This window comes from Pseudomonas sp. A6 (assembly GCF_052367875.1).
GTDB lineage: Bacteria > Pseudomonadota > Gammaproteobacteria > Pseudomonadales > Pseudomonadaceae > Pseudomonas > Pseudomonas citronellolis.
Genome location: NZ_CP198970.1, coordinates 1,959,279 through 1,976,261 on the forward strand (window position 1 = coordinate 1,959,279; position 16,983 = coordinate 1,976,261).

A 16,983-nucleotide genomic window follows, 5' to 3' on the forward strand; every position below is an offset into this window, starting at 1 on the left:
CTCTTGCCAGGGAGTTTTCCTCAGCCTAGCCGGCGTGGCTCAGCGCGGGTAGAGCGGTGGCAGGCTGTTGCCCTCGGCCGTCGCCGCGCCGCCGCCTTCCGCGGCGGGCAGGGTGCGGATCGCCCGCCAGAGGTCCTCGCCTTCCCAGTTGTGGCCACCCTCGCTGTCGCTGTAGAGCGCGCCGTTGAGGCCGTCCATGGCGTCGGACAGCGGCACGAAGCGCGCCGCCATGTCGGCCAGGGTTTCCGGCTGCTGGCGCGCCCAGGCGTCGAGGGCCTGGCGGGTGGCGTGGGGGTCGTTGGCCTGGCAGCAGCGGCGCAGTTCGTCGAGCAGGGTGCGGGCGCTGGGCGCGTTGGCCGCGGCGCGGACGATGGCCGGCTGGCGCCGGGCGCGCCACCAGAGGCCGAAGCCGAGCAGGCTGGTCAGGGCCAGCAGCAGGGTCGCCAGCTGCCACGGCCAGAGGCGCTGGCCGTCGGGGCTCACGGCGCCTTCCAGCGGCGCCGGGGGCGGGGCCGCCAGCTGCGGGTTGGCGCCGACGTCCAGGCTGCGGCCGGCCAGGGTGGTGTGCTCCAGGCGGTCTTCCTGGGTGTTCCACCAGGTGATCTCGATGTCCGGCAGGCTCAACTGGCCGGCCTGCTCCGGGATCAGGGCCTGGCGTTCCTCGCGGCTGCCGATCACCCCCTGGTCGCCCTGTTCCTCGGCCAGCTGCGGCTGGTCGGGGTAGTGCCGCAGCCCGGCCGGCAGGGCCTGGGGCAGCGGCGGCAGCTGGGCGCTGGAGAGGCCTTCGACGCGCAGCATCAGGTTGCGCGTCAGGGCTTCGCCGGCCTTGGCCTGCTCCGGCTGCGGCGCCCAGCTTTCGCTGAGGGCGACGGCGCGGGCCGGCAGCCAGGGCGCGTCGGCCGGGTAGTCGGCGGGCTTGGGTTTCACTTCCAGGGGAATTTCCGGGGAGCTCACCCGCAGGCGCTTGCCAGGCAGCACGCCGAAGGTGTCGCCGGGGCTGTTGCGCGCCACCCGGGTGGCGCTGAAGTTCAGCGCCGGGATGGTCAGCTCGCCGCTGTGCTGCGGGAAGATCGCGAAGCGCACCTCGATGACGCCGTGGCGCACGCCGTTGATTTCCTTCTCGTAGGTGCGCGGCTGGCCGAGCTGCTCGACCTTGGCGTCGTCGATCTGCAGCGGGCTGAGGCTGCTGTCGTCGTACAGCGACACCGAGTGGTAGATGCGCAGGGTGAGGATGGCCTGGGCCTGCACGTAGACCGTTTCGTGGTCGAGGCTGGCGTCGATGAACACCGGCGAGAGTTTCTGCTGCTCGTCCGCGTCCTCGGCCTTGAGCACCTGCAGGGCGATCGGCTGGGTCTGCCCGTTGCCCATGCGCAGCGCCGGTATCTGCAGGGCGCCGCTGCGGGTGGGGCGCAGGGTGATGATCCAGCGCGTGGTGGCCTGGGCCTGGCCGTCGAGGGTGGTCAGGCGGTTGACCTGGCGGGTGCCGAGGATTTCGAAAGCGTCGCCCAGGGGCGTGAGGTCCGGCTTGCCGAACTGCGTGGGGTCGTCGGACTCCAGCGTCAGGTCCAGGCTCTCGCCCTCGGTCAGGCGCGCGCGGTCGACGCTGGCGGTGAAGCTGGCCTGCGCCTGGAATGCGAGCAGGCTGAGCAGGATCAGGCAGATCATCCGTTTCATGGCAGGTTTTCCTGGCGCTGCTGCTGTTGGTACCAGAACTTGCGGCGCAGCAGTTCGGAGGGTTCGTCGGGAATCTGCCGCAGCCACTGTTCCAGGGCCTGGCGGCTTTCGTCGCTGAGTTTCCCTTCGTCCGCCGTGGGGGCGGGGAGTTCCGTCGAATCGGCGGGCGGCTCGTCGTCCGGGTCGGTGGCCTGCAGGCGCTCGGCGCTGGCCTGCTGGCGGTTCTGCAGGGCCGCGGAGGGGCGCGTCGGCCGTTCTTCCAGGTTCTGCTGCTCCGAGGGCTTGGCCGCTGCCGTCGGCGCCGGCTCGGTTTCGCCGCTTCGGCTGGCCTGGGAGGCATTGGGGCGCTGTTGGGCGGCGTCCTGCTCGCGCTGGCGCAGCAGGTCCTCCAGCAGCGCCTTGTTGCGCAGGGCCTGTTGCAGGCCGGGCTGCAGTTCCAGCGCCCGCTCGTAGGCGTCGATGGCCGCCTCGTACTGCTCGGCGCGGGCCAGGGCGTTGCCGCGGTTGTAGTGGTCGGCGGCGCTGTCGCCCAGGGCGAAGGCGCGGGCCGCGCCGTCGTAGTCGCCGGCCTGGTAGAGGGCCAGGCCGCGCCAGCGGAAGTCGGCGAAGCGCCGGGCGGCGTCGGCCGGGCGCTGCTCGGCGAGCAGACGCTGGCCCTGCTGGTCGGGGCGCAGCCAGAGGTCGGCGAACTCGAAGGCCATGGCCGGTTGCGGCGCGCCCAGCCACAGCGGCAGCAATAGCGGCAGGCTGAACAGCCAGCCGCGGCGCCCGGCGCAGGCGGCCAGCAAGAGCAGCGGCAGGAGCAGCCAGTAACCCTGGTCGGCCCAGCGCTGCAGGCGCAGCACGGCGTCGTTGCCGGCGGCTTCCAGGCCGCGGTTGGCGTCCAGCAGGCCGAGGGCCCTGAGGTCGCGGTCGCTGGCGCCCAGGCGCTGGTAGCCGGCGTCGAGGCTGGCGGCGAACTGGCGCAGCCCGGCCTCGTCGAGGCGCGGCAGGAGGATGCCGCCCTGGTCGTCCTTCAGGTAGGTGCCGTCTTCCTGGGGGATGGGCGCGCCGCCGGCAGTGCCCACGGCGAGGATGGCGAAGTCCCGGCCGTGGCCGTGCAGGGCCTGGCGGATGCCCTGCTGTTCGCTTTCCTCCAGCCCGCCGGTGAGCAGCAGCAGGCGCCCGTTGCCCTGGGCGCCCTGGTCGAGCAGGCGGCGCGCCTGCTGTACGGCAAGGTCGGCGCGCTGCCCCGGCTCGGGCATGATCGACGGTTTGAGCGCATCGAGCAGGTTGCGCGCGGTGAACAGGTCGTTGGACAGCGGCACCAGGGTGTGGGCGCTGCCGGCGTAGACGACGATGGCGGTCTGCGCGTCGGGGCGCGCGCGCAGCAGGTCGAGGAGCTTGCGCCGGGCCTGTTCCAGGCGGCTGGGCGGCAGGTCGCCGGCGAGCATCCGCGGCGTCAGTTCGAGGATCACCACCAGCGGGTCGCTGCGCTGCATGGCCGGCTGCTCGACGCGCTCCCAGCTCGGCCCGAGCAGCGCCAGCACCGCCAGCAGCCAGGCCAGGCCCAGGTACAGCCAGGGGCGGCGGTCGGGGCGGCCGCTGCCGCCCTGCAGCAGCCAGGGGTGGAAGGCCGCCGGCAGCAGCAGTTGCCAGCGCCCGGCGCGGCGCTGGCGGTGCAGCAGCTTCCACAGCAGCCAGGCGAGCAGCGGCAACAGCAGCAGCCAGCCTGGGTAGAGCAGGTGCGGCCAGAGGCTCATGGGCGCCTCCACGGCCAGCGCCAGTGCTGCGCCGGCCAGAGTTCCGCGGCCACCAGCAGCAGGCTCAGCAGCAGCGCGGCGGCCAGCGGCCAATGGTAGAGGGCCAGGGCCGGGCGCGCCTGGGTGGGCTTCTGCGTCACCGGTTCGAGGCTGTCCAGGGTGCTGGAGACGGCCTCCAGCTCGGCGCCGTTGCGGGCGCGGAAGTATTCGCCGCCGGTGAGGCCGGCGATCGCCTTCAGGGTGGCTTCGTCCAGGTCCAGGCCGGGGTTGAGGCCGAGCATGCCGAGCACGCCGCCGGGCTGCGGGTCGGCGCCGATGCCGATGGTGTAGATCTTCACGCTTTCCTCGGCGGCCAGGCGCGCGGCGGTCAGCGGCGGGATCTCGCCGGCGGTGTTGGCGCCGTCGGTGATCAGTACCAGCACGCGGCTTTGCGCCGGGCGCTGGCGCAGGCGCTTGACGGCAAGGCCGATGGCGTCGCCCAGGGCGGTATCCTTGCCGGCGATGCCGATCAGCGCCTCGTCCAGCCAGACGCGCACGGTGTGGCGGTCGAAGGTCAGCGGCGCCTGCAGGTAGGCCTTGCTGCCGAACAGGATGAGGCCGACGCGGTCGCCGCGGCGCGCCTCGATGAAGTCGCCGAAGAGTTTCTGCACCAGGTTCAGGCGGCTGATCTCGCTGCCCTGCCAGGTGAGGTCGGCGGTGTCCATGGAGCCGGAGACGTCCACCGCCAGTAGCAGGTCGCGGCCGCTGGCGGGGATCGGCAGCGGCTCGCCGACCCACTGCGGGCGCGCCGCCGCCAGCAGCAACAGCAGCCAGAGCAGCACGAAGGGCGCCTGCAGGCGCCAGGCCGGCAGTTGCGCGCGGGCGCGGCGGCCGGCCAGGCCTTCGAGTTCGGCGAGGAAGCCGACCTTCAGCGCCGCCTCGCCGCTGTCGGCCGGCGGCAGCAGCACGCGCAGCAGCCAGGGCAGCGGGGCGAGCAGGAAGACCCAGGGCCAGGCGAACTCAAACATGCTTGCGCACCCAGGTTTCCACGGCGGCGGCGAGGCCGTCGATGGCCTTGTCGTCGAGCTTGCATTCGGCGCGGTAGCCGCCTTCCACGAGGATCATCCAGCGCGTCAGGCCGGCGGCCGGGCAGCGGTTGTCGAGGAACGCCAGCCAGGCGCGGCCGCTCAGGGTGTGGCAGCTGTCGTCCGGCCAGCGCGCCCGCGACAGGCGCTTGAGCAGGGCGTTCTGCGCCTGCAGCCAGGGGCCGGCGGGGGCGCCGTCGTAGGGCCGCGGCAGGCGCGCCAGTTCTTCCAGGGCGGCGAGGCGGATAGGGTCCAGCGGCGCTTCCGCCGGAACTGGCGCGCGGCGTCGCGGCAGCAGGCGGTGGCGCCAGCGCCATAGCGCCCAGGCCAGCGGCGGCAGCAGCGCGGCCAGCAGCCACCAGCCCGGCGCCGGCGGCCACCAGGGCACGGCGGCCGGCTGGATCAGCGGTTCCAGGGCGTCGAGGGGATTCACGAGCGCAGCCTCGCGGTGGGCTGTTCGAGGTGGTCGAGCAACTGTTCGACCAGGTCCAGCTGGGTGCTCAGCGGCAGCAGCGGCACGCCCAGGCGCTGGCTGACCCGCGCCCAGCGCTCGCGGCGCGCCTCGCCCAGGGCGCGGTAGGCCAGGCGCTGTTCGTCGACGTGGGTGTCCACTTCGAGCAGGGCCTGGCCTTCGGCGAAGCGCATCAGCCCTGCGGCCGGCAGGGCGTGGTCGAGCGGGTCGGACACCGGCAGCAGGACCAGGTCGGTGTGCCGCGCCAGCAGGCCCAGTTGCTGCTCGGCCAGGTCGCCCTGGGGCGAGTGGGCGAGGGCGCGTTCGTCGCAGACGATCATCACCAGGCTGCCCGGCCGCAGCACCTCGCGGGCGCGGCGCAGGGCCAGGCCGAAACCGTCGCCGGAGGGCGCTGCGGCGCCGTCGGCGAGCAGCGCGTGGTTGGCGCGGACGATCAGGTTGAGCAACTGCAGCTGGCTCTGCTTGCTGCGCCGCGGCTTGATCTCGTGGGTGTCGTGGTCGCTCAGCACCAGGCCGCCGATGCGGTCGTTGTGGGCCAGCGCGGCCCAGCCGAGCAGGGCGGCGGCGCGCGCGGCCAGCACTGACTTCAAACACAGGCCGGAGCCGAAGAAGGTCCGCCGGCTCTGCTCGACGAGGACGAACACCGGGCGTTCGCGCTCCTCGTGGAACAGCTTGGTGTGCGGCTCGCGGGTGCGAGCGGTGACGCGCCAGTCGATGGTGCGCACGTCGTCGCCGGGCTGGTACACGCGCACTTGGTCGAAGTCCACGCCGCGCCCGCGCAGGCGCGAGTGGTGCAGGCCGATCAGCGGGCTGCGCCGGGCCGGGGTGGAGAACAGCTGCACCTCGCGCAGGCGATGGCGCATGTCGATCAGCTCTTGCAGGCTGACCGTCACGCCGTTGCTGGCGGTGTCCGGCATCAGGCCACGGCGACCACGTCGAGGATGCGCTGGACCACGCGGTCCTGGTCGATCCCCGCGGCTTCCGCCTCGAAGGAGAGGATCAGGCGGTGGCGCAGCACGTCGAACAGCACCGCCTGGATATCCTCGGGGCTGACGAAGTCGCGCCCGCCCAGCCAGGCGTGGGCCCGTGCGCAGCGGTCCAGGGCGATGGAGCCGCGCGGGCTGGCGCCGTAGGCGATCCACTCGGCCAGCTCGGGATCGAACTTGGCCGCGGTGCGGGTGGCCATGACCAACTGCACCAGGTATTCCTCCACCGCGTCGGCCATGTACAGGCCGAGGATTTCCTTGCGCGCGGCGAAGATCGCTTCCTGGGTCACCTGGCGTTCCGGCCGCGTCTCGCCGTTGAGCGCCTCGCCACGGGCCTGCTGGAGGATGCGGCGCTCCACCGAGGCTTCCGGGTAGCCGATCTTCACGTGCATCAGGAAGCGGTCGAGCTGGGCCTCGGGCAGCGGGTAGGTGCCTTCCTGCTCGATGGGGTTCTGGGTGGCCATCACCAGGAACAGCGGCGGCAGGTCGTAGGTGCTGCGGCCGATGCTGACCTGGCGCTCGGCCATGGCTTCCAGCAGCGCCGACTGTACCTTGGCCGGGGCGCGGTTGATCTCGTCGGCCAGCACCAGGTGGTGGAAGATCGGCCCCTGCTGGAAGCAGAAGGTGCCGTTTTCCGGGCGGTAGATCTCGGTGCCGGTGATGTCCGCCGGGAGCAGGTCGGGGGTGAACTGGATGCGATGGAACTCGGCCTCCAGGCCTTCGGCGAGGTCCTTGATGGCCTTGGTCTTGGCCAGCCCGGGTGCGCCTTCCACCAGCAGGTGGCCGTCGGCGAGCAGGGCGATGAGCAGGCGCTCGACGAGCTTTTCCTGGCCGAGGATCTGGCTGGAGAGGAAATGTCGCAACGCGAGGAGCGACTCACGGTGTTCCATCGAATGCGGGTTCCTGGAATGGGGAAGGCGGCGTGCCGGGGCCGCCGGGGGCATTACTTTACTGCATCGGCGCAGGCGCGTGCAGGGTGGCGTGGAGCCGCCGCGCGGCTCCACGCTTCCACGGGCCGACGAGGAGGCTTCCCACGGGACAAGGACGCGTTTCCGAAGCGCACTGCCACTAATTTGGGAAGCTCCTCATGGACAACGTGGAGTAGATGGACATGGAACGCAATGCTCTGCATTTCCCGGCCGTCCTGGCCGGTCTGCTGTTCTTCGCTCACCCGCACGCCGCGGCCGCGCCGCTGAGCCTGGACCCCGGTTCCGGCAATGCCGGCCTGGGTTCCGCCGGCAACGGCGTGCCCGTGGTCAACATCGCCAGCCCCAACGCCAATGGCCTGTCGCACAACAAGTTCGGCCAGTTCAACGTCGGCCGCGAAGGCCTGATCCTCAACAACTCGCCGGGCGGGGCGCAGTCGCAGCTGGGCGGTGCCATCGCCGGCAATCCCAACCTGGGCAAGGGCGCGGCGCGCAAGATCCTCGGCGAGGTCACCGGCGGCAGCCCCTCGCAGCTGCGGGGCGCCATCGAGATCGCCGGGCCGGGCGCGCACTTCATCCTCGCCAACCCCCACGGGGTGACCTGCAACGGCTGCGGCTTCATCAACATGCCGCGGGCCACCCTGACCACCGGCAAGCCGATATTCGATGGCAACCGCCTGGCGGGCTACGACGTCGACGGCGGGCACATCGGCATCGAAGGCGCCGGGCTCGACGCCCGCGAGGTGGGGCGCTTCGAGCTGATCACCCGCAGCGCCACGCTCAACGCCGCGCTGCATGCGCGGCAGCTCGACGTGGTGGCCGGGCGCAACCGCGTGGATGGCGAAAGCCTGGCGGCCAGTGCCAAGGCCGACGATGGCCGCCCGCGGCCGCGCCTGGCCATCGACAGCTCGGCGCTGGGCGGGATGTACGCCAACGCCATCCGCCTGGTCGGCACCGAGCAGGGCGTGGGCGTGAAGCTGGCCGGGGAACTGGCCGCCAGCGCCGGCGACATCCGCATCGACGCCAATGGCCGCCTGGAGTTGGCGCGTCTGCAGAGCGCCGGCGGCGTGCACCTGCAGGCCGGGGACATGCAGCTGACGGGGCCGGTCAGCGCCGGGGGCGACACCGAGCTGTGGGCCTCCGGGAGCCTGACCAACCAGGGCCGCCTGGACAGCGCCGGCCGCCTGTTCATGCGCCTGGGCGGTGGCCTGGTCAACCAGGGCGGCGAGCTGCGCGCCCAGAGCATGGACCTCAGCCTGGCCGGGGCGCTGGACAACAGCCGGGGGCTGATCGAAAGCCGCGGCGGCCTGCGCCTGTACGCCGCGTCCCTGAGCAACGGCCAGGGGCGCATCCGCGCCCGTGGCTGGGAGGGCGGCACCGACATCGGCATCAGCGGCGTGCTGGACAACCGCAACGGCAGCCTGGAGACCTACGCCCGCGACCTCGACCTGCGCAGCGGCAGCCTGCTCAACGACAACGGCTGGGTCTGGCACGGCGGCAACGGCCGCTTCGGCATCGACCTGGCGCAGCTGGGCCTGGCCGGTGGCCGCTTCGTCACCCGTTCCGTGCTGCACATCAAGCGCGATCACTGGCTGAACAACAGCAGCCTGCAGGCCCGCGAGCTGATCCTGGAGGTGGGTGAGCTGGAGCAGGGCGCCAGTGGGCGCCTGAACGGCATCCTCGACGTGCGCGGCAGCGGCCACAACTGGCGCAATGCCGGGCTGATCACCAGCGAGTCCGGGCTGTCGCTGGAGCTGAGCGGGCGCTACAGCGGCAGCGGCCGGTTGCTCAGCCAGGATGGCCTGAGGATCAGTGCCGACTCTCTGGAGCTGGAGCGTGGTGGCAGCTTGATAAGTGGGATGTATGCCCAGCTCGATATCCGCAACGCATTCGTCAACCACGGCACTCTTCTGGCCTATGACGAGATCTGGCTGAATGCTGGGCGGTTGGTCAACTATGGTGTGCTGGGCAGTGGTTCCGAGCTTTATCTGGACGTGGGGAGCCTGGAGGATGAGGGGGATATCTTCAGCAACGGCGATGTCGAGTCGCATATTCCCTGGAAGTGGACGCTCTAGGCCGGTGCTGCGAGCCTGATGCTGTTTGCTTGAGAAAGAGTGCCGTTTCTCTCCATGGGAGAAACGGCATTTTTTCATCTGGGATGGGGCTGTGGCTTCGCTTGCGAATCCTGATCCCTCGCTCCGATCCTCACCCTCGTCATTCCCGCGAACGCGGGACGCGGCTCCATCGCGAACAGCGCTTGCGCTGGCCCGAAGGGGAATAACCCAGAGACTTCTTTGGGGTTGTGCTTGGTGTAGCGCGCCGCTCCGAGTGCTCGGATGTCTCTCGTTTCGCCCCCTCGGGCGAGTCCCTTTTGTCAAACGGTGGAAGGCCACCCCTGCAAAAAGGAACCAAAAAGGCTTGCCCCGCATACGGGCCCGACAGAGTCGGGCTACCCTCACGAACTCCCCCGCCACGGAGGCCCACCCCGAGGGTACATCCCTGTAGCCCGCGGGGCTCTCGCGACATCCATGTCGCATGACCTCCTGAGCGCGGGTTTCGCTCGGCCTTCTGAAGGGGCGTTCCGGTGCGCTCGGATATTCTTCTGGAAGTCCCAAGAGCAAACGTGCTTTTGCTTTTGCTTTTCGTAGGAGCGAGCTTGCTCGCGAACCCCGTGAACTGACCGGCAACATCTGCGCACTGGTTCCACTCCGCCCTCTCCCCAACCCTCTCCCTTCAGGGAGAGGGTTGGGGAGAGGGTGCTCTCGAACCCAGCACCTAAAGCTCTCGGGAAATCCGTAGGGCGGATAACGCCTCCGGCGTTATCCGCCGAATCGCGGACAGAGTCCGCTCCTACGGTTCCAGAAAGCACGGGCGTAGGAGCGGACTCCGTCCGCGATTGGATTCACCGGCTACGCCGGACACCCCGGTGGCACGAACGGCCCCCTCTCCCGCTTGCGGGAGAGGGTTGGGGAGAGGGCGCTCTTGAACCCAGCACCCGAAGTTCTCTGGAAATCCGTAGGGCGCATAACGCCTCCGGCGTTATCCGCCGAATCGCGGACAGAGTCCGCTCCTACGGTTCCAGAAAGCACGGGTGTAGGAGCGGACTCCGTCCGCGATTGGATTCACCGGCTACGCCGGACACCCCGGTGGCACGAACAGCCCCCTCTCCCGCTGCGGGAGAGGGTTGGGGTGACGGGCCCCCGGAAAGGGACGCTTAGCCCTTGCCCGAATGAACCGCATCAGGCCCCCCGAACCGGGCCTCCCCCAGTGGCTCGGCGGCCGCGCCGGGGATCGGCGTCAGGCAGCGCAGCGGGCTGTTGCCGTTGCGCACCTGGCGCATCTTCGGCGCGCCGCCGAGCACCACCGCCAGGTAATAGACCCAGGCCAGCGGGCGGGGCATGCCGGCATTGCGCAGCATCCGCAGGAACAGGCGGTCGGCGCTGGCCTTGTCCAGCGGCGAGACGTTGAGGAACTGGTAGAGCGCGTCGTGCACCAGGCTGGCATGGTGCGCCACCGGCCAGAACACCTGCCTGCGGCGGATTTCGCCGTCGCGGATGCAGGCCACGTCTTCCAGGTGCTCCCACCAGTCCGGGGTGCCGAAGATCGCCAGCCAGTAGAAAGGCACCTTCGGCGAGCAACCATCCCAGGCGTAGGTGCGCGGTCGGTCGAAGTGGTAGCGCACCTCGCCGCGGGCCAGGTCGACCTCGCTGTGCCCAGGATTGACGATGATGCGCCCGTCGTGGATCACCAGCCACTCGCTATAGAAGAAACGGCCGCGGGCCTCTTCGCAGAACACCGTCAGCGGGAAGTCGATGTAGTTGACCCAGGGGCCGGGCCTGTCGCGGCTGCAGAAGCCCCAGCGCTCCACCGAGGCTGCCCGCGCGGCACGCACGCGCCGCAGGCGCTCGCGGCGGCCGACCAGTTGCGGCAGCAGCACGCCCAGGTACACCGGCAGCGCGCCGGCCAGCAGGTACTGCAGCAACAGCGGCTGCAGCAGCCAGGCCAGGCCCAGCAGGAGCAGGCCGAGCAGGGTGACCAGCAGGTTGGCGAGGTGGCGCAGCAGCGGGCGCTGCAACGGGGGAACGGCTTGCATGGCATCCTCCGTGATGTCTGGAAGATGCCATTTTGCCACTGTTGCTGGCTGGCTTCAGTCGACCTGTAGCCATTGCGCCAGCAGCTGCCGGTGCGCCGCCAGCGCCGCGGGTTGCACGCTGGGCCGCAGGCGCAGCTCGGCGCCCGGCAGGCATTGCGCCAGGCGCGCCAGGGCCCTGGGGCTGAGGGCGCCCAGGCGCGGGTAGCCGCCGATGGTCTGGCGGTCGTTGAGCAGCACGATCGGCTGGCCGTCCGGCGGCACCTGCACGGCGCCCAGGGGGATGCCCTCGGAGATCATCGGCCGGCCCAGGTACTGCAGCGCCGGGCCGAGCAGGCGCATGCCCATGCGGTCGGCGCGCTGGTCGAGGGTCCAGGTGGCGTCGAAGGCGTCGAACAGGCTCTGCCCGGCGAAGTCGCCGGCCTGGGCGCCGAGCACCAGTTCCAGTTCCGCCGGGCCGTCGTAGCGCGGCTGCTGGTGGGCCTGCATATGGCGCTGCGGGGGCGTTCCGCCGGCGGCGCGCAGCTCGTCGCCGGCCATCAGCGGCTTGCCCTGGCCGTCGAGGCCGCCGAGCCCTTCGCGGACGACGGTGGCGCAGCTGCCCAGCATCGCCTCGCCGAGGAAACCGCCGGGCGCCGCCAGGTAGGCGCGCACGCCGCTGCGTGGCTGGATGAAGGCCAGGCGTTGGCCGCTGCGCAGTTCGAAGGCCTGCCAGGGCGCCAGCGGCTGGCCGTCGATCTCCGCCGCCAGGTCCGCGCCGGCCAGGGCCAGGCGTACGTCGGCACGGGCGCGCAGGGTCACGCCGCCCAGGGGAATCTCCAGCACCGCCGCGTCCAGGCGGTTGCCCAGCAGCCAGTTGGCCCAGGCCTGGGCTTCCCAGTCCAGGGCGCCGCCCTGGGTCACGCCCAGGTGGCGCACGCCGAAGCGGCCGCCGTCCTGCAACTGGGCCAGCGGGGTGCTCTTTTCCACGTGGAGGATTTTCATGCCTGGCCCTCCTCGACGGGCATGGGCGTGTCGTCGCCGCCCAGGCGGATGAATTCGGCGTGGTCGATGGCTTCGAAGCGCACCCGGTCGCCGGGCTGCAGCAGGCTGTAGCCGTCGCGCCCGCGGTCGAACAGGCGCGCCGGGGTACGTCCCAGCAGGTTCCAGCCGCCAGGGGAGGCTAGCGGGTAGGCGGCGGTCTGGCGCTCGGCGATGCCGACGCTGCCGGCGGCGACGCGCTGCCGCGGGGTGGCCAGGCGTGGGGTGGCCAGGGCCGGTTCGACCAGGCCCATGAAGGCGAAGCCCGGGGCGAAGCCGAGGGCGAACACCTGGTAGGCGCGGCCGCTGTGGCGGCGGATCACCTCGGCCTCGCCCAGCCCGCTGTGCCGCGCCAGGCGCGCCAGGTCGGGGCCGACGCTGGGGTCGTACCACACCGGCAGGACCTGCTCGCGGCTGTTCTCGCCGGCCAGCGGCTGCAGGCCGTCGAGGGCGGCGAACAGGCGCTCGCGGATCGCCAACGGCTCCAGCCGCAGCGGGTCGAAGCGCAGCATCAGGGTGGTATAGGAAGGCACCAGCTCCAGCAGCTCGTCGCCGAAGACCGCGCGCAGGCGCTGCGCGGCGGCCAGCAGCCAGGGCATGTTGGCTTCGTCGATGGCGTCGAACAGGCGCAACATGTAGCTGTCCAGGGCGACCACTTCCAAGCGCGCTCTCATGCCGGCACCAGGGCGTCCAGGGCCACGCGCAGCTGGCGCACGGCCTCCACCGAACCGGGGTTGTCGCCGTGCACGCAGATGCTGTCGGCGCGCAGGCGCAGCGCGCTGCCGTCGCTGGCGCCGAGCGCCTCGCCGCGGGCCAGGGTCAGCGCCTGGGCGATCACCTGGCGGCTGTCGTGGTGCACCGCGCCGGGCAACTGGCGCGAGACCAGGTGGCCTTCGGGGGTGTAGGCACGGTCGGCGAAGGTCTCGAACCACAGGCGCAGGCCGAACTCGGCGGCCATGGCCAGGGCACCGTGGTTGTCGCGGGTGGACAGCAGCATCAGCGGCAGCCCGCGGTCGTAGGCCGCGACCGCGCGCATCACCGCGCGCAGTTGCTCGGGCTTGCGCATCATGTCGTTGTACAGCGCGCCATGCGGCTTGACGTAGCTCACCCGCGCGCCCTGGGCGCGGCAGATGCCGTCGAGGGCGCCGATCTGGTAGTGCAGCATGTCCTCGATCTCCTGCGCGCTGCATTCCAGCGAGCGGCGGCCGAAGCCGAGCAGGTCCGGGTAGCCGGGGTGGGCGCCGATGCGCACGTCGTGTGCCAGCGCCAGGGCCACGGTACGGCGCATGCTGCCGGGGTCGCCGGCGTGGTAGCCGCAGGCGACGTTGGCACAGTCGATGTACGGCATGACCTCGGCGTCCAGGCCCATTTTCCAGGCGCCGAAGCTTTCGCCGATGTCGCAGTTGAGCAGGGGGAGGTGCATGGTCGTCCTCGAAGGTCGTTGCGGTTCAGGGTTCCAGCTGCTTGCCGCGGGTTTCCGGCAGGCTCAGGGCGGCGAGGATGACCACGCCGTAGGACACCGCGGCGAAGCCGCCGATGCCCAGGCCCAGCGGCACGTGCTGGCTGATCATGCCGATGAGCATGGGGAAGAGCGCGGCGATGGCGCGCCCGGCGTTGTAGCAGAAGCCCTGGCCCGAGCCGCGGATGCGGGTGGGGAAGAGTTCGGTGAGGAAGGCGCCCATGCCGCTGAAGATGCCCGAGGCGAAGAAGCCCAGGGGGAAGCCCAGCCAGAGCATGGCCGCGTTGGCGATCGGCAGCTGGGTGTAGAGCAGCACCACGATGAACGAGCCGACCGCGAACAGGATGAAGTTCTTCTTGCGCCCCAGCAGGTCGGTGAGGAAGGCGCTGATCACGTAGCCGACGTAGGAGCCGAGGATGACCATGGCCAGGTAGCCGCCGGTGCCGAGCACGCTGAGATGGCGTTCGGTCTTCAGGTAGGTCGGCAGCCAGGAGGTGATGGCGTAGTAGCCGCCCAGGGCGCCGGTGGTGAGCAGAGAGGCGCGCAGGGTGATGCTGAGCATGCCGGGGGCGAAGATTTCGTGGAAGCTGGTCTTTTCGTTGCTTTCCAGGGCCTTGGCGCGCTGGTAGACCTCCGGCTCCTTGACCAGGCGACGGACGAACAGCACGAACAGCGCCGGCAGCAGGCCGAGGAGGAACAGCGCGCGCCAGGCGTACTCGGGCGGCAGCACGCTGAACAGCAGGGCATAGAGCAGGGCGGTGAGGCCCCAGCCCAGCGCCCAGCCGGACTGCACCAGGCCCACCGCCTTGCCGCGGTCGCGGGCGCGGATCACCTCGCCGATCAGCACCGCGCCGGCGGTCCACTCGCCGCCGAAGCCGAAGCCCATCAGGGTGCGCGCGATCAGCAACTGCTCGTAGTTCTGCGCCAGCCCGCAAAGGAAGGTGAAGAAGGCGAACCACAGCACCGTCAACTGCAGGGTGAGGACGCGGCCGATGCGGTCGGAGAGGATGCCGGCAACCCAGCCGCCGGCGGCGGAGGCCAGCAGGGTGAGGGTGTGGATCAGGCCCGCCTCGCCGGTGCTGATGCCCCACAGGGCGATCAGCGTGGGAATGACGAAGCTGAGCATCTGGGTATCCATGCCGTCCAGGCCGTAGCCGATCTTGCAGCTCCAGAAGGTCCGTCGTTCCTGCTTGTCCAGTTCACGGTACCAGCCGAAATAGCTCCCGCTGCCCACGTCGAGGGGGACGGCCGGGCTCGCCTGCTTTTCCATGGGGGATCTCCGCTCTTGCGTTCTTGGAATTGTTCTAGCGGCCGGTACCACATCTCGCCGTCGCCTGGGCCCGGATTCTTCGAGGCGCGGGGGCATGCGTCCAACTAATTTATGCGGTCGCCGGTGACAAGAATTTCCGATACCCGCCCCTGGCGCGGCATTCGCGGCGCCGGCGGGGCGGGGTTATGCTTGCGCGTCCCCGCCCGGTACCGGCCATGAACCTGAAATTCCTCGAGACCTTCGTCTGGGTCGCCCGCCTGAAGAGCTTCCGCCTCACCGCCGAGAAGCTCTTCAGCACCCAGGCCGCCATTTCCAGCCGTATCGCCGTGCTCGAAGGCGATCTGGGCGTGAAGCTGTTCGTTCGCGATTCCCGCGGCGTGACCCTGACCCCCGAGGGCCACCAGGTGCTGGAGTACGCCGAGCGCATGCTCGACACCGCGCAGTCGCTGCGCCAGGCCATAGATGCCGGCCGCGTCGGCCAGGGGCGTATCCGCATCGGCGCCATGGACACGGTCATCCACACCTGGCTCAGCCCCCTGGTGGCGCGTGGCATGGAGCGTTTCCCGGACCTCGAGATCGAGCTGATGGCGGACACCGCGATCAACCTCGCCGAGCAGTTGCGCAAGGGCTACCTGGACCTGATCTTCCAGACCGACGCCATCCGCCACGAATCGGTGCTCAACCTGGAGCTGGGCAGCTATCCGCTGCGCTGGGTGGTGCCCCGGGGCTCGCCCTACGACCGCGACTACACGGGGCTGGAAGACCTGTTCCGCGAGCGCGTGCTGACCTTCTCCAAGCATTCGCGGCCGCACCTGGACCTGCTCACCATGCTCCAGGCCCGCGACGTCAGCCTGCCGCGCCTGAATTGCGTGAACTCGGTGGCGGCGATGACGCGCCTGGTACGCGATGGCTTCGGCATAGGCGCGCTGCCGCCGGCGCTGGTGGTCCAGGAGCTGGAGCGCGGCGAACTGCGGGTGCTGGATGTGGAGCCGTCGCCGCCGGAGCTGCCATTGGTGGCCTCCTGGCGCGGCGGCAGCGGCCTGGAGCTGGTGGCGCAGGTGGTGGAAATGAGCCGGACGGTGCTCGCCGACTATGCGGCCGGCGCCGGCGAGTCGCGCATCGTGCTGCTGCCGGCGGGCCGCTGAATCAATTTTTCCGATGCCCGGGGACGGAAACTATTTGTTGGACGGCGTCGGCGCCGGCCGACTAGAACAGGGGCCTTGTCCACCATCAGGAGACCGCCGATGACCCCGGCCCAGCCCCACGATCTCGCCTCCCTGAGCCCGCTCGAACTGCGCCGGCTGATCCGCCGCGGCGACTACGCCGGGCACACCAGCGGCCTCGGCCAGCGCCACCTGCAGGCCAACATCGTGATCCTGCAGCGTTCCTGGGCCGACGAATTCCTGCGCTTCTGCGTGCTCAACCCGCGCGCCTGCCCGCTGCTGGACGTCACCGAGCCCGGCTCGCCGCGCTTCCACAAGCTCGGCGTCGACATCGACGTGCGCAGCGACGTGCCGCTGTACCGCGTGTACCGCCGCGGCCAGCCCCACCGCGAAACGAGCGACATCGGCGAGCTGTGGGAGGCCGACTTCGTCGCCTTCGCCATCGGCTGCTCCTTCTCCTTCGAGCAGGCGCTGCAGGACGAAGGCATAGCCCTGCGCCACATCGAGCAGGGGCGCAACGTGGCCATGTACCGCACCCATATCGCCAACACCCCCTCCGGGCGCCTGGCCGGCCACATGGTGGTGTCGATGCGCCCGCTGAAGGCCGCCGACGCGGTGCGCGCCAGCCAGATCACCGGGCGTTTCCCGCTGACCCACGGTGCCCCGGTGCACATCGGCGACCCGGCGCTGATCGGCATCGCCGACCTGCAGGCGCCGGACTACGGCGAGCCGGTGGCCCTGGCCGCCGACGAACTGCCGGTGTTCTGGGCCTGCGGCGTCACCCCGCAGGCGGTGCTGGCCGAGGCCGAGCCGGAGCTGTTCATCACCCATGCGCCGGGCTGCATGCTGGTCAGCGACCTGCTCTACGGCCAGCTCTGAGTCCCGCGCCCGGGGCGCCTGTTGCGGGGGAAGCTCGGCTGCCTGGGCGCCCCCGCTACCCTTGCATGCCCGCTACCGCGCAGGCGCTGCGCCAGGCCATCTACGCCTGGCTCAGCCCGCAGGCGGCACGGATAACGGAGCGTTTCCCGGCGTGTTACCGGCCACCTTAGGCCGTGCAGCCTGCTCGTTGCCTGGTTTGTCGCTGTTACCGCCGGGGCGCTGGGTAGCCTTTCGCTAG

Annotated in this window: 14 protein-coding genes; 3 read left to right on the forward strand and 11 right to left on the reverse strand. The window is 70.7% G+C overall.

Translation table 11 applies throughout. The features are described from left to right. Positions 1-39: 39 nt before the first annotated feature. Genes ACTWJ5_RS08940 through ACTWJ5_RS08965 form a run of 6 tightly spaced genes read right to left on the reverse strand, consistent with a single transcriptional unit; the run spans position 40 to position 6,828 of the window. Positions 40-1,674 carry a BatD family protein gene (locus ACTWJ5_RS08940; protein ID WP_116425739.1) on the reverse strand — a complete coding sequence of 545 codons (1,635 nt, stop codon included), beginning with the start codon at positions 1,672-1,674 and terminating at the stop codon, positions 40-42. Beyond that, entirely contained in the window at positions 1,671-3,416 is a 1,746-nt protein-coding gene (locus ACTWJ5_RS08945; protein ID WP_116425740.1) for a VWA domain-containing protein, read from the reverse strand. The genes ACTWJ5_RS08940 and ACTWJ5_RS08945 overlap by 4 nt, the downstream gene beginning before the upstream one ends. Continuing rightward, positions 3,413-4,423, reverse strand: coding sequence for a vWA domain-containing protein (locus ACTWJ5_RS08950; RefSeq protein ID WP_074984698.1), 1,011 nt, complete (start codon positions 4,421-4,423; stop codon positions 3,413-3,415). Before ACTWJ5_RS08950 ends, ACTWJ5_RS08945 begins: the two co-directional genes overlap by 4 nt. Continuing rightward, positions 4,416-4,913 (reverse strand): DUF4381 domain-containing protein, encoded by a 498-nt coding sequence (locus tag ACTWJ5_RS08955; protein ID WP_116425742.1) that lies wholly within the window; start codon positions 4,911-4,913, stop codon positions 4,416-4,418. Before ACTWJ5_RS08955 ends, ACTWJ5_RS08950 begins: the two co-directional genes overlap by 8 nt. Further along, a complete protein-coding gene (locus ACTWJ5_RS08960; protein WP_249919217.1) occupies positions 4,910-5,869 on the reverse strand; it encodes a DUF58 domain-containing protein in 960 nt (319 codons plus the stop codon). The genes ACTWJ5_RS08955 and ACTWJ5_RS08960 overlap by 4 nt, the downstream gene beginning before the upstream one ends. After that, positions 5,869-6,828, reverse strand: coding sequence for an AAA family ATPase (locus tag ACTWJ5_RS08965; protein ID WP_249919218.1), 960 nt, complete (start codon positions 6,826-6,828; stop codon positions 5,869-5,871). Before ACTWJ5_RS08965 ends, ACTWJ5_RS08960 begins: the two co-directional genes overlap by 1 nt. A gap of 215 nt (positions 6,829-7,043) precedes the next feature. Here ACTWJ5_RS08965 and ACTWJ5_RS08970 point away from each other — a divergent pair, with 215 nt between their 5' ends. After that, positions 7,044-8,939, forward strand: a complete 1,896-nt coding sequence (locus ACTWJ5_RS08970) for a filamentous hemagglutinin N-terminal domain-containing protein (protein ID WP_444438211.1) — start codon at positions 7,044-7,046, stop codon at positions 8,937-8,939. Positions 8,940-10,078: 1,139 nt separating this feature from the next. Here the strand turns inward: ACTWJ5_RS08970 and ACTWJ5_RS08975 are convergent. The 5 genes from ACTWJ5_RS08975 to ACTWJ5_RS08995 are packed head-to-tail and all read right to left on the reverse strand — an operon-like array spanning position 10,079 to position 14,703. Then, complete coding sequence (locus tag ACTWJ5_RS08975; protein WP_444438213.1) at positions 10,079-10,957, reverse strand: DUF1353 domain-containing protein; 879 nt, start codon at positions 10,955-10,957, stop codon at positions 10,079-10,081. Between the two features lie 54 nt (positions 10,958-11,011). Beyond that, the gene (locus ACTWJ5_RS08980; RefSeq protein WP_444438214.1) at positions 11,012-11,938 is read right to left on the reverse strand and encodes a biotin-dependent carboxyltransferase family protein; all 927 of its coding nucleotides are present in this window, start codon (positions 11,936-11,938) and stop codon (positions 11,012-11,014) included. Further along, positions 11,935-12,648 (reverse strand): 5-oxoprolinase subunit PxpB, encoded by a 714-nt coding sequence (gene pxpB, locus ACTWJ5_RS08985; protein WP_444438216.1) that lies wholly within the window; start codon positions 12,646-12,648, stop codon positions 11,935-11,937. Before pxpB ends, ACTWJ5_RS08980 begins: the two co-directional genes overlap by 4 nt. Then, positions 12,645-13,397 carry a 5-oxoprolinase subunit PxpA gene (locus ACTWJ5_RS08990; protein ID WP_301500357.1) on the reverse strand — a complete coding sequence of 251 codons (753 nt, stop codon included), beginning with the start codon at positions 13,395-13,397 and terminating at the stop codon, positions 12,645-12,647. Before ACTWJ5_RS08990 ends, pxpB begins: the two co-directional genes overlap by 4 nt. 25 nt (positions 13,398-13,422) lie before the next feature. Continuing rightward, positions 13,423-14,703, reverse strand: a complete 1,281-nt coding sequence (locus tag ACTWJ5_RS08995) for an MFS transporter (protein ID WP_256514714.1) — start codon at positions 14,701-14,703, stop codon at positions 13,423-13,425. A gap of 215 nt (positions 14,704-14,918) precedes the next feature. Between ACTWJ5_RS08995 and ACTWJ5_RS09000 the strand changes: the two genes are divergently transcribed. Further along, positions 14,919-15,848 (forward strand): LysR family transcriptional regulator, encoded by a 930-nt coding sequence (locus tag ACTWJ5_RS09000; RefSeq protein WP_064582475.1) that lies wholly within the window; start codon positions 14,919-14,921, stop codon positions 15,846-15,848. A gap of 99 nt (positions 15,849-15,947) precedes the next feature. After that, positions 15,948-16,745 (forward strand): putative hydro-lyase, encoded by a 798-nt coding sequence (locus ACTWJ5_RS09005; protein ID WP_249919226.1) that lies wholly within the window; start codon positions 15,948-15,950, stop codon positions 16,743-16,745. Positions 16,746-16,983: the final 238 nt, after the last annotated feature.

Excerpts from the sequence above, each read along its gene's own strand:
- ACTWJ5_RS08950 (WP_074984698.1), bottom strand. The coding sequence starts at position 4,423 with ATGTTTGAGTTCGCCTGGCCCTGGGTCTTCCTGCTCGCCCCGCTGCCC.
- ACTWJ5_RS09000 (WP_064582475.1), top strand. The coding sequence starts at position 14,919 with ATGAACCTGAAATTCCTCGAGACCTTCGTCTGGGTCGCCCGCCTGAAG.
- ACTWJ5_RS09005 (WP_249919226.1), top strand. The coding sequence starts at position 15,948 with ATGACCCCGGCCCAGCCCCACGATCTCGCCTCCCTGAGCCCGCTCGAA.
- ACTWJ5_RS08995 (WP_256514714.1), bottom strand. The coding sequence starts at position 14,703 with ATGGAAAAGCAGGCGAGCCCGGCCGTCCCCCTCGACGTGGGCAGCGGG.
- ACTWJ5_RS08945 (WP_116425740.1), bottom strand. The coding sequence starts at position 3,416 with ATGAGCCTCTGGCCGCACCTGCTCTACCCAGGCTGGCTGCTGCTGTTG.
- ACTWJ5_RS08970 (WP_444438211.1), top strand. The coding sequence starts at position 7,044 with ATGGACATGGAACGCAATGCTCTGCATTTCCCGGCCGTCCTGGCCGGT.
- ACTWJ5_RS08960 (WP_249919217.1), bottom strand. The coding sequence starts at position 5,869 with ATGCCGGACACCGCCAGCAACGGCGTGACGGTCAGCCTGCAAGAGCTG.
- ACTWJ5_RS08990 (WP_301500357.1), bottom strand. The coding sequence starts at position 13,397 with ATGCACCTCCCCCTGCTCAACTGCGACATCGGCGAAAGCTTCGGCGCC.
- pxpB (WP_444438216.1), bottom strand. The coding sequence starts at position 12,648 with ATGAGAGCGCGCTTGGAAGTGGTCGCCCTGGACAGCTACATGTTGCGC.
- ACTWJ5_RS08940 (WP_116425739.1), bottom strand. The coding sequence starts at position 1,674 with ATGAAACGGATGATCTGCCTGATCCTGCTCAGCCTGCTCGCATTCCAG.
- ACTWJ5_RS08975 (WP_444438213.1), bottom strand. The coding sequence starts at position 10,957 with ATGCAAGCCGTTCCCCCGTTGCAGCGCCCGCTGCTGCGCCACCTCGCC.
- ACTWJ5_RS08965 (WP_249919218.1), bottom strand. The coding sequence starts at position 6,828 with ATGGAACACCGTGAGTCGCTCCTCGCGTTGCGACATTTCCTCTCCAGC.
- ACTWJ5_RS08980 (WP_444438214.1), bottom strand. The coding sequence starts at position 11,938 with ATGAAAATCCTCCACGTGGAAAAGAGCACCCCGCTGGCCCAGTTGCAG.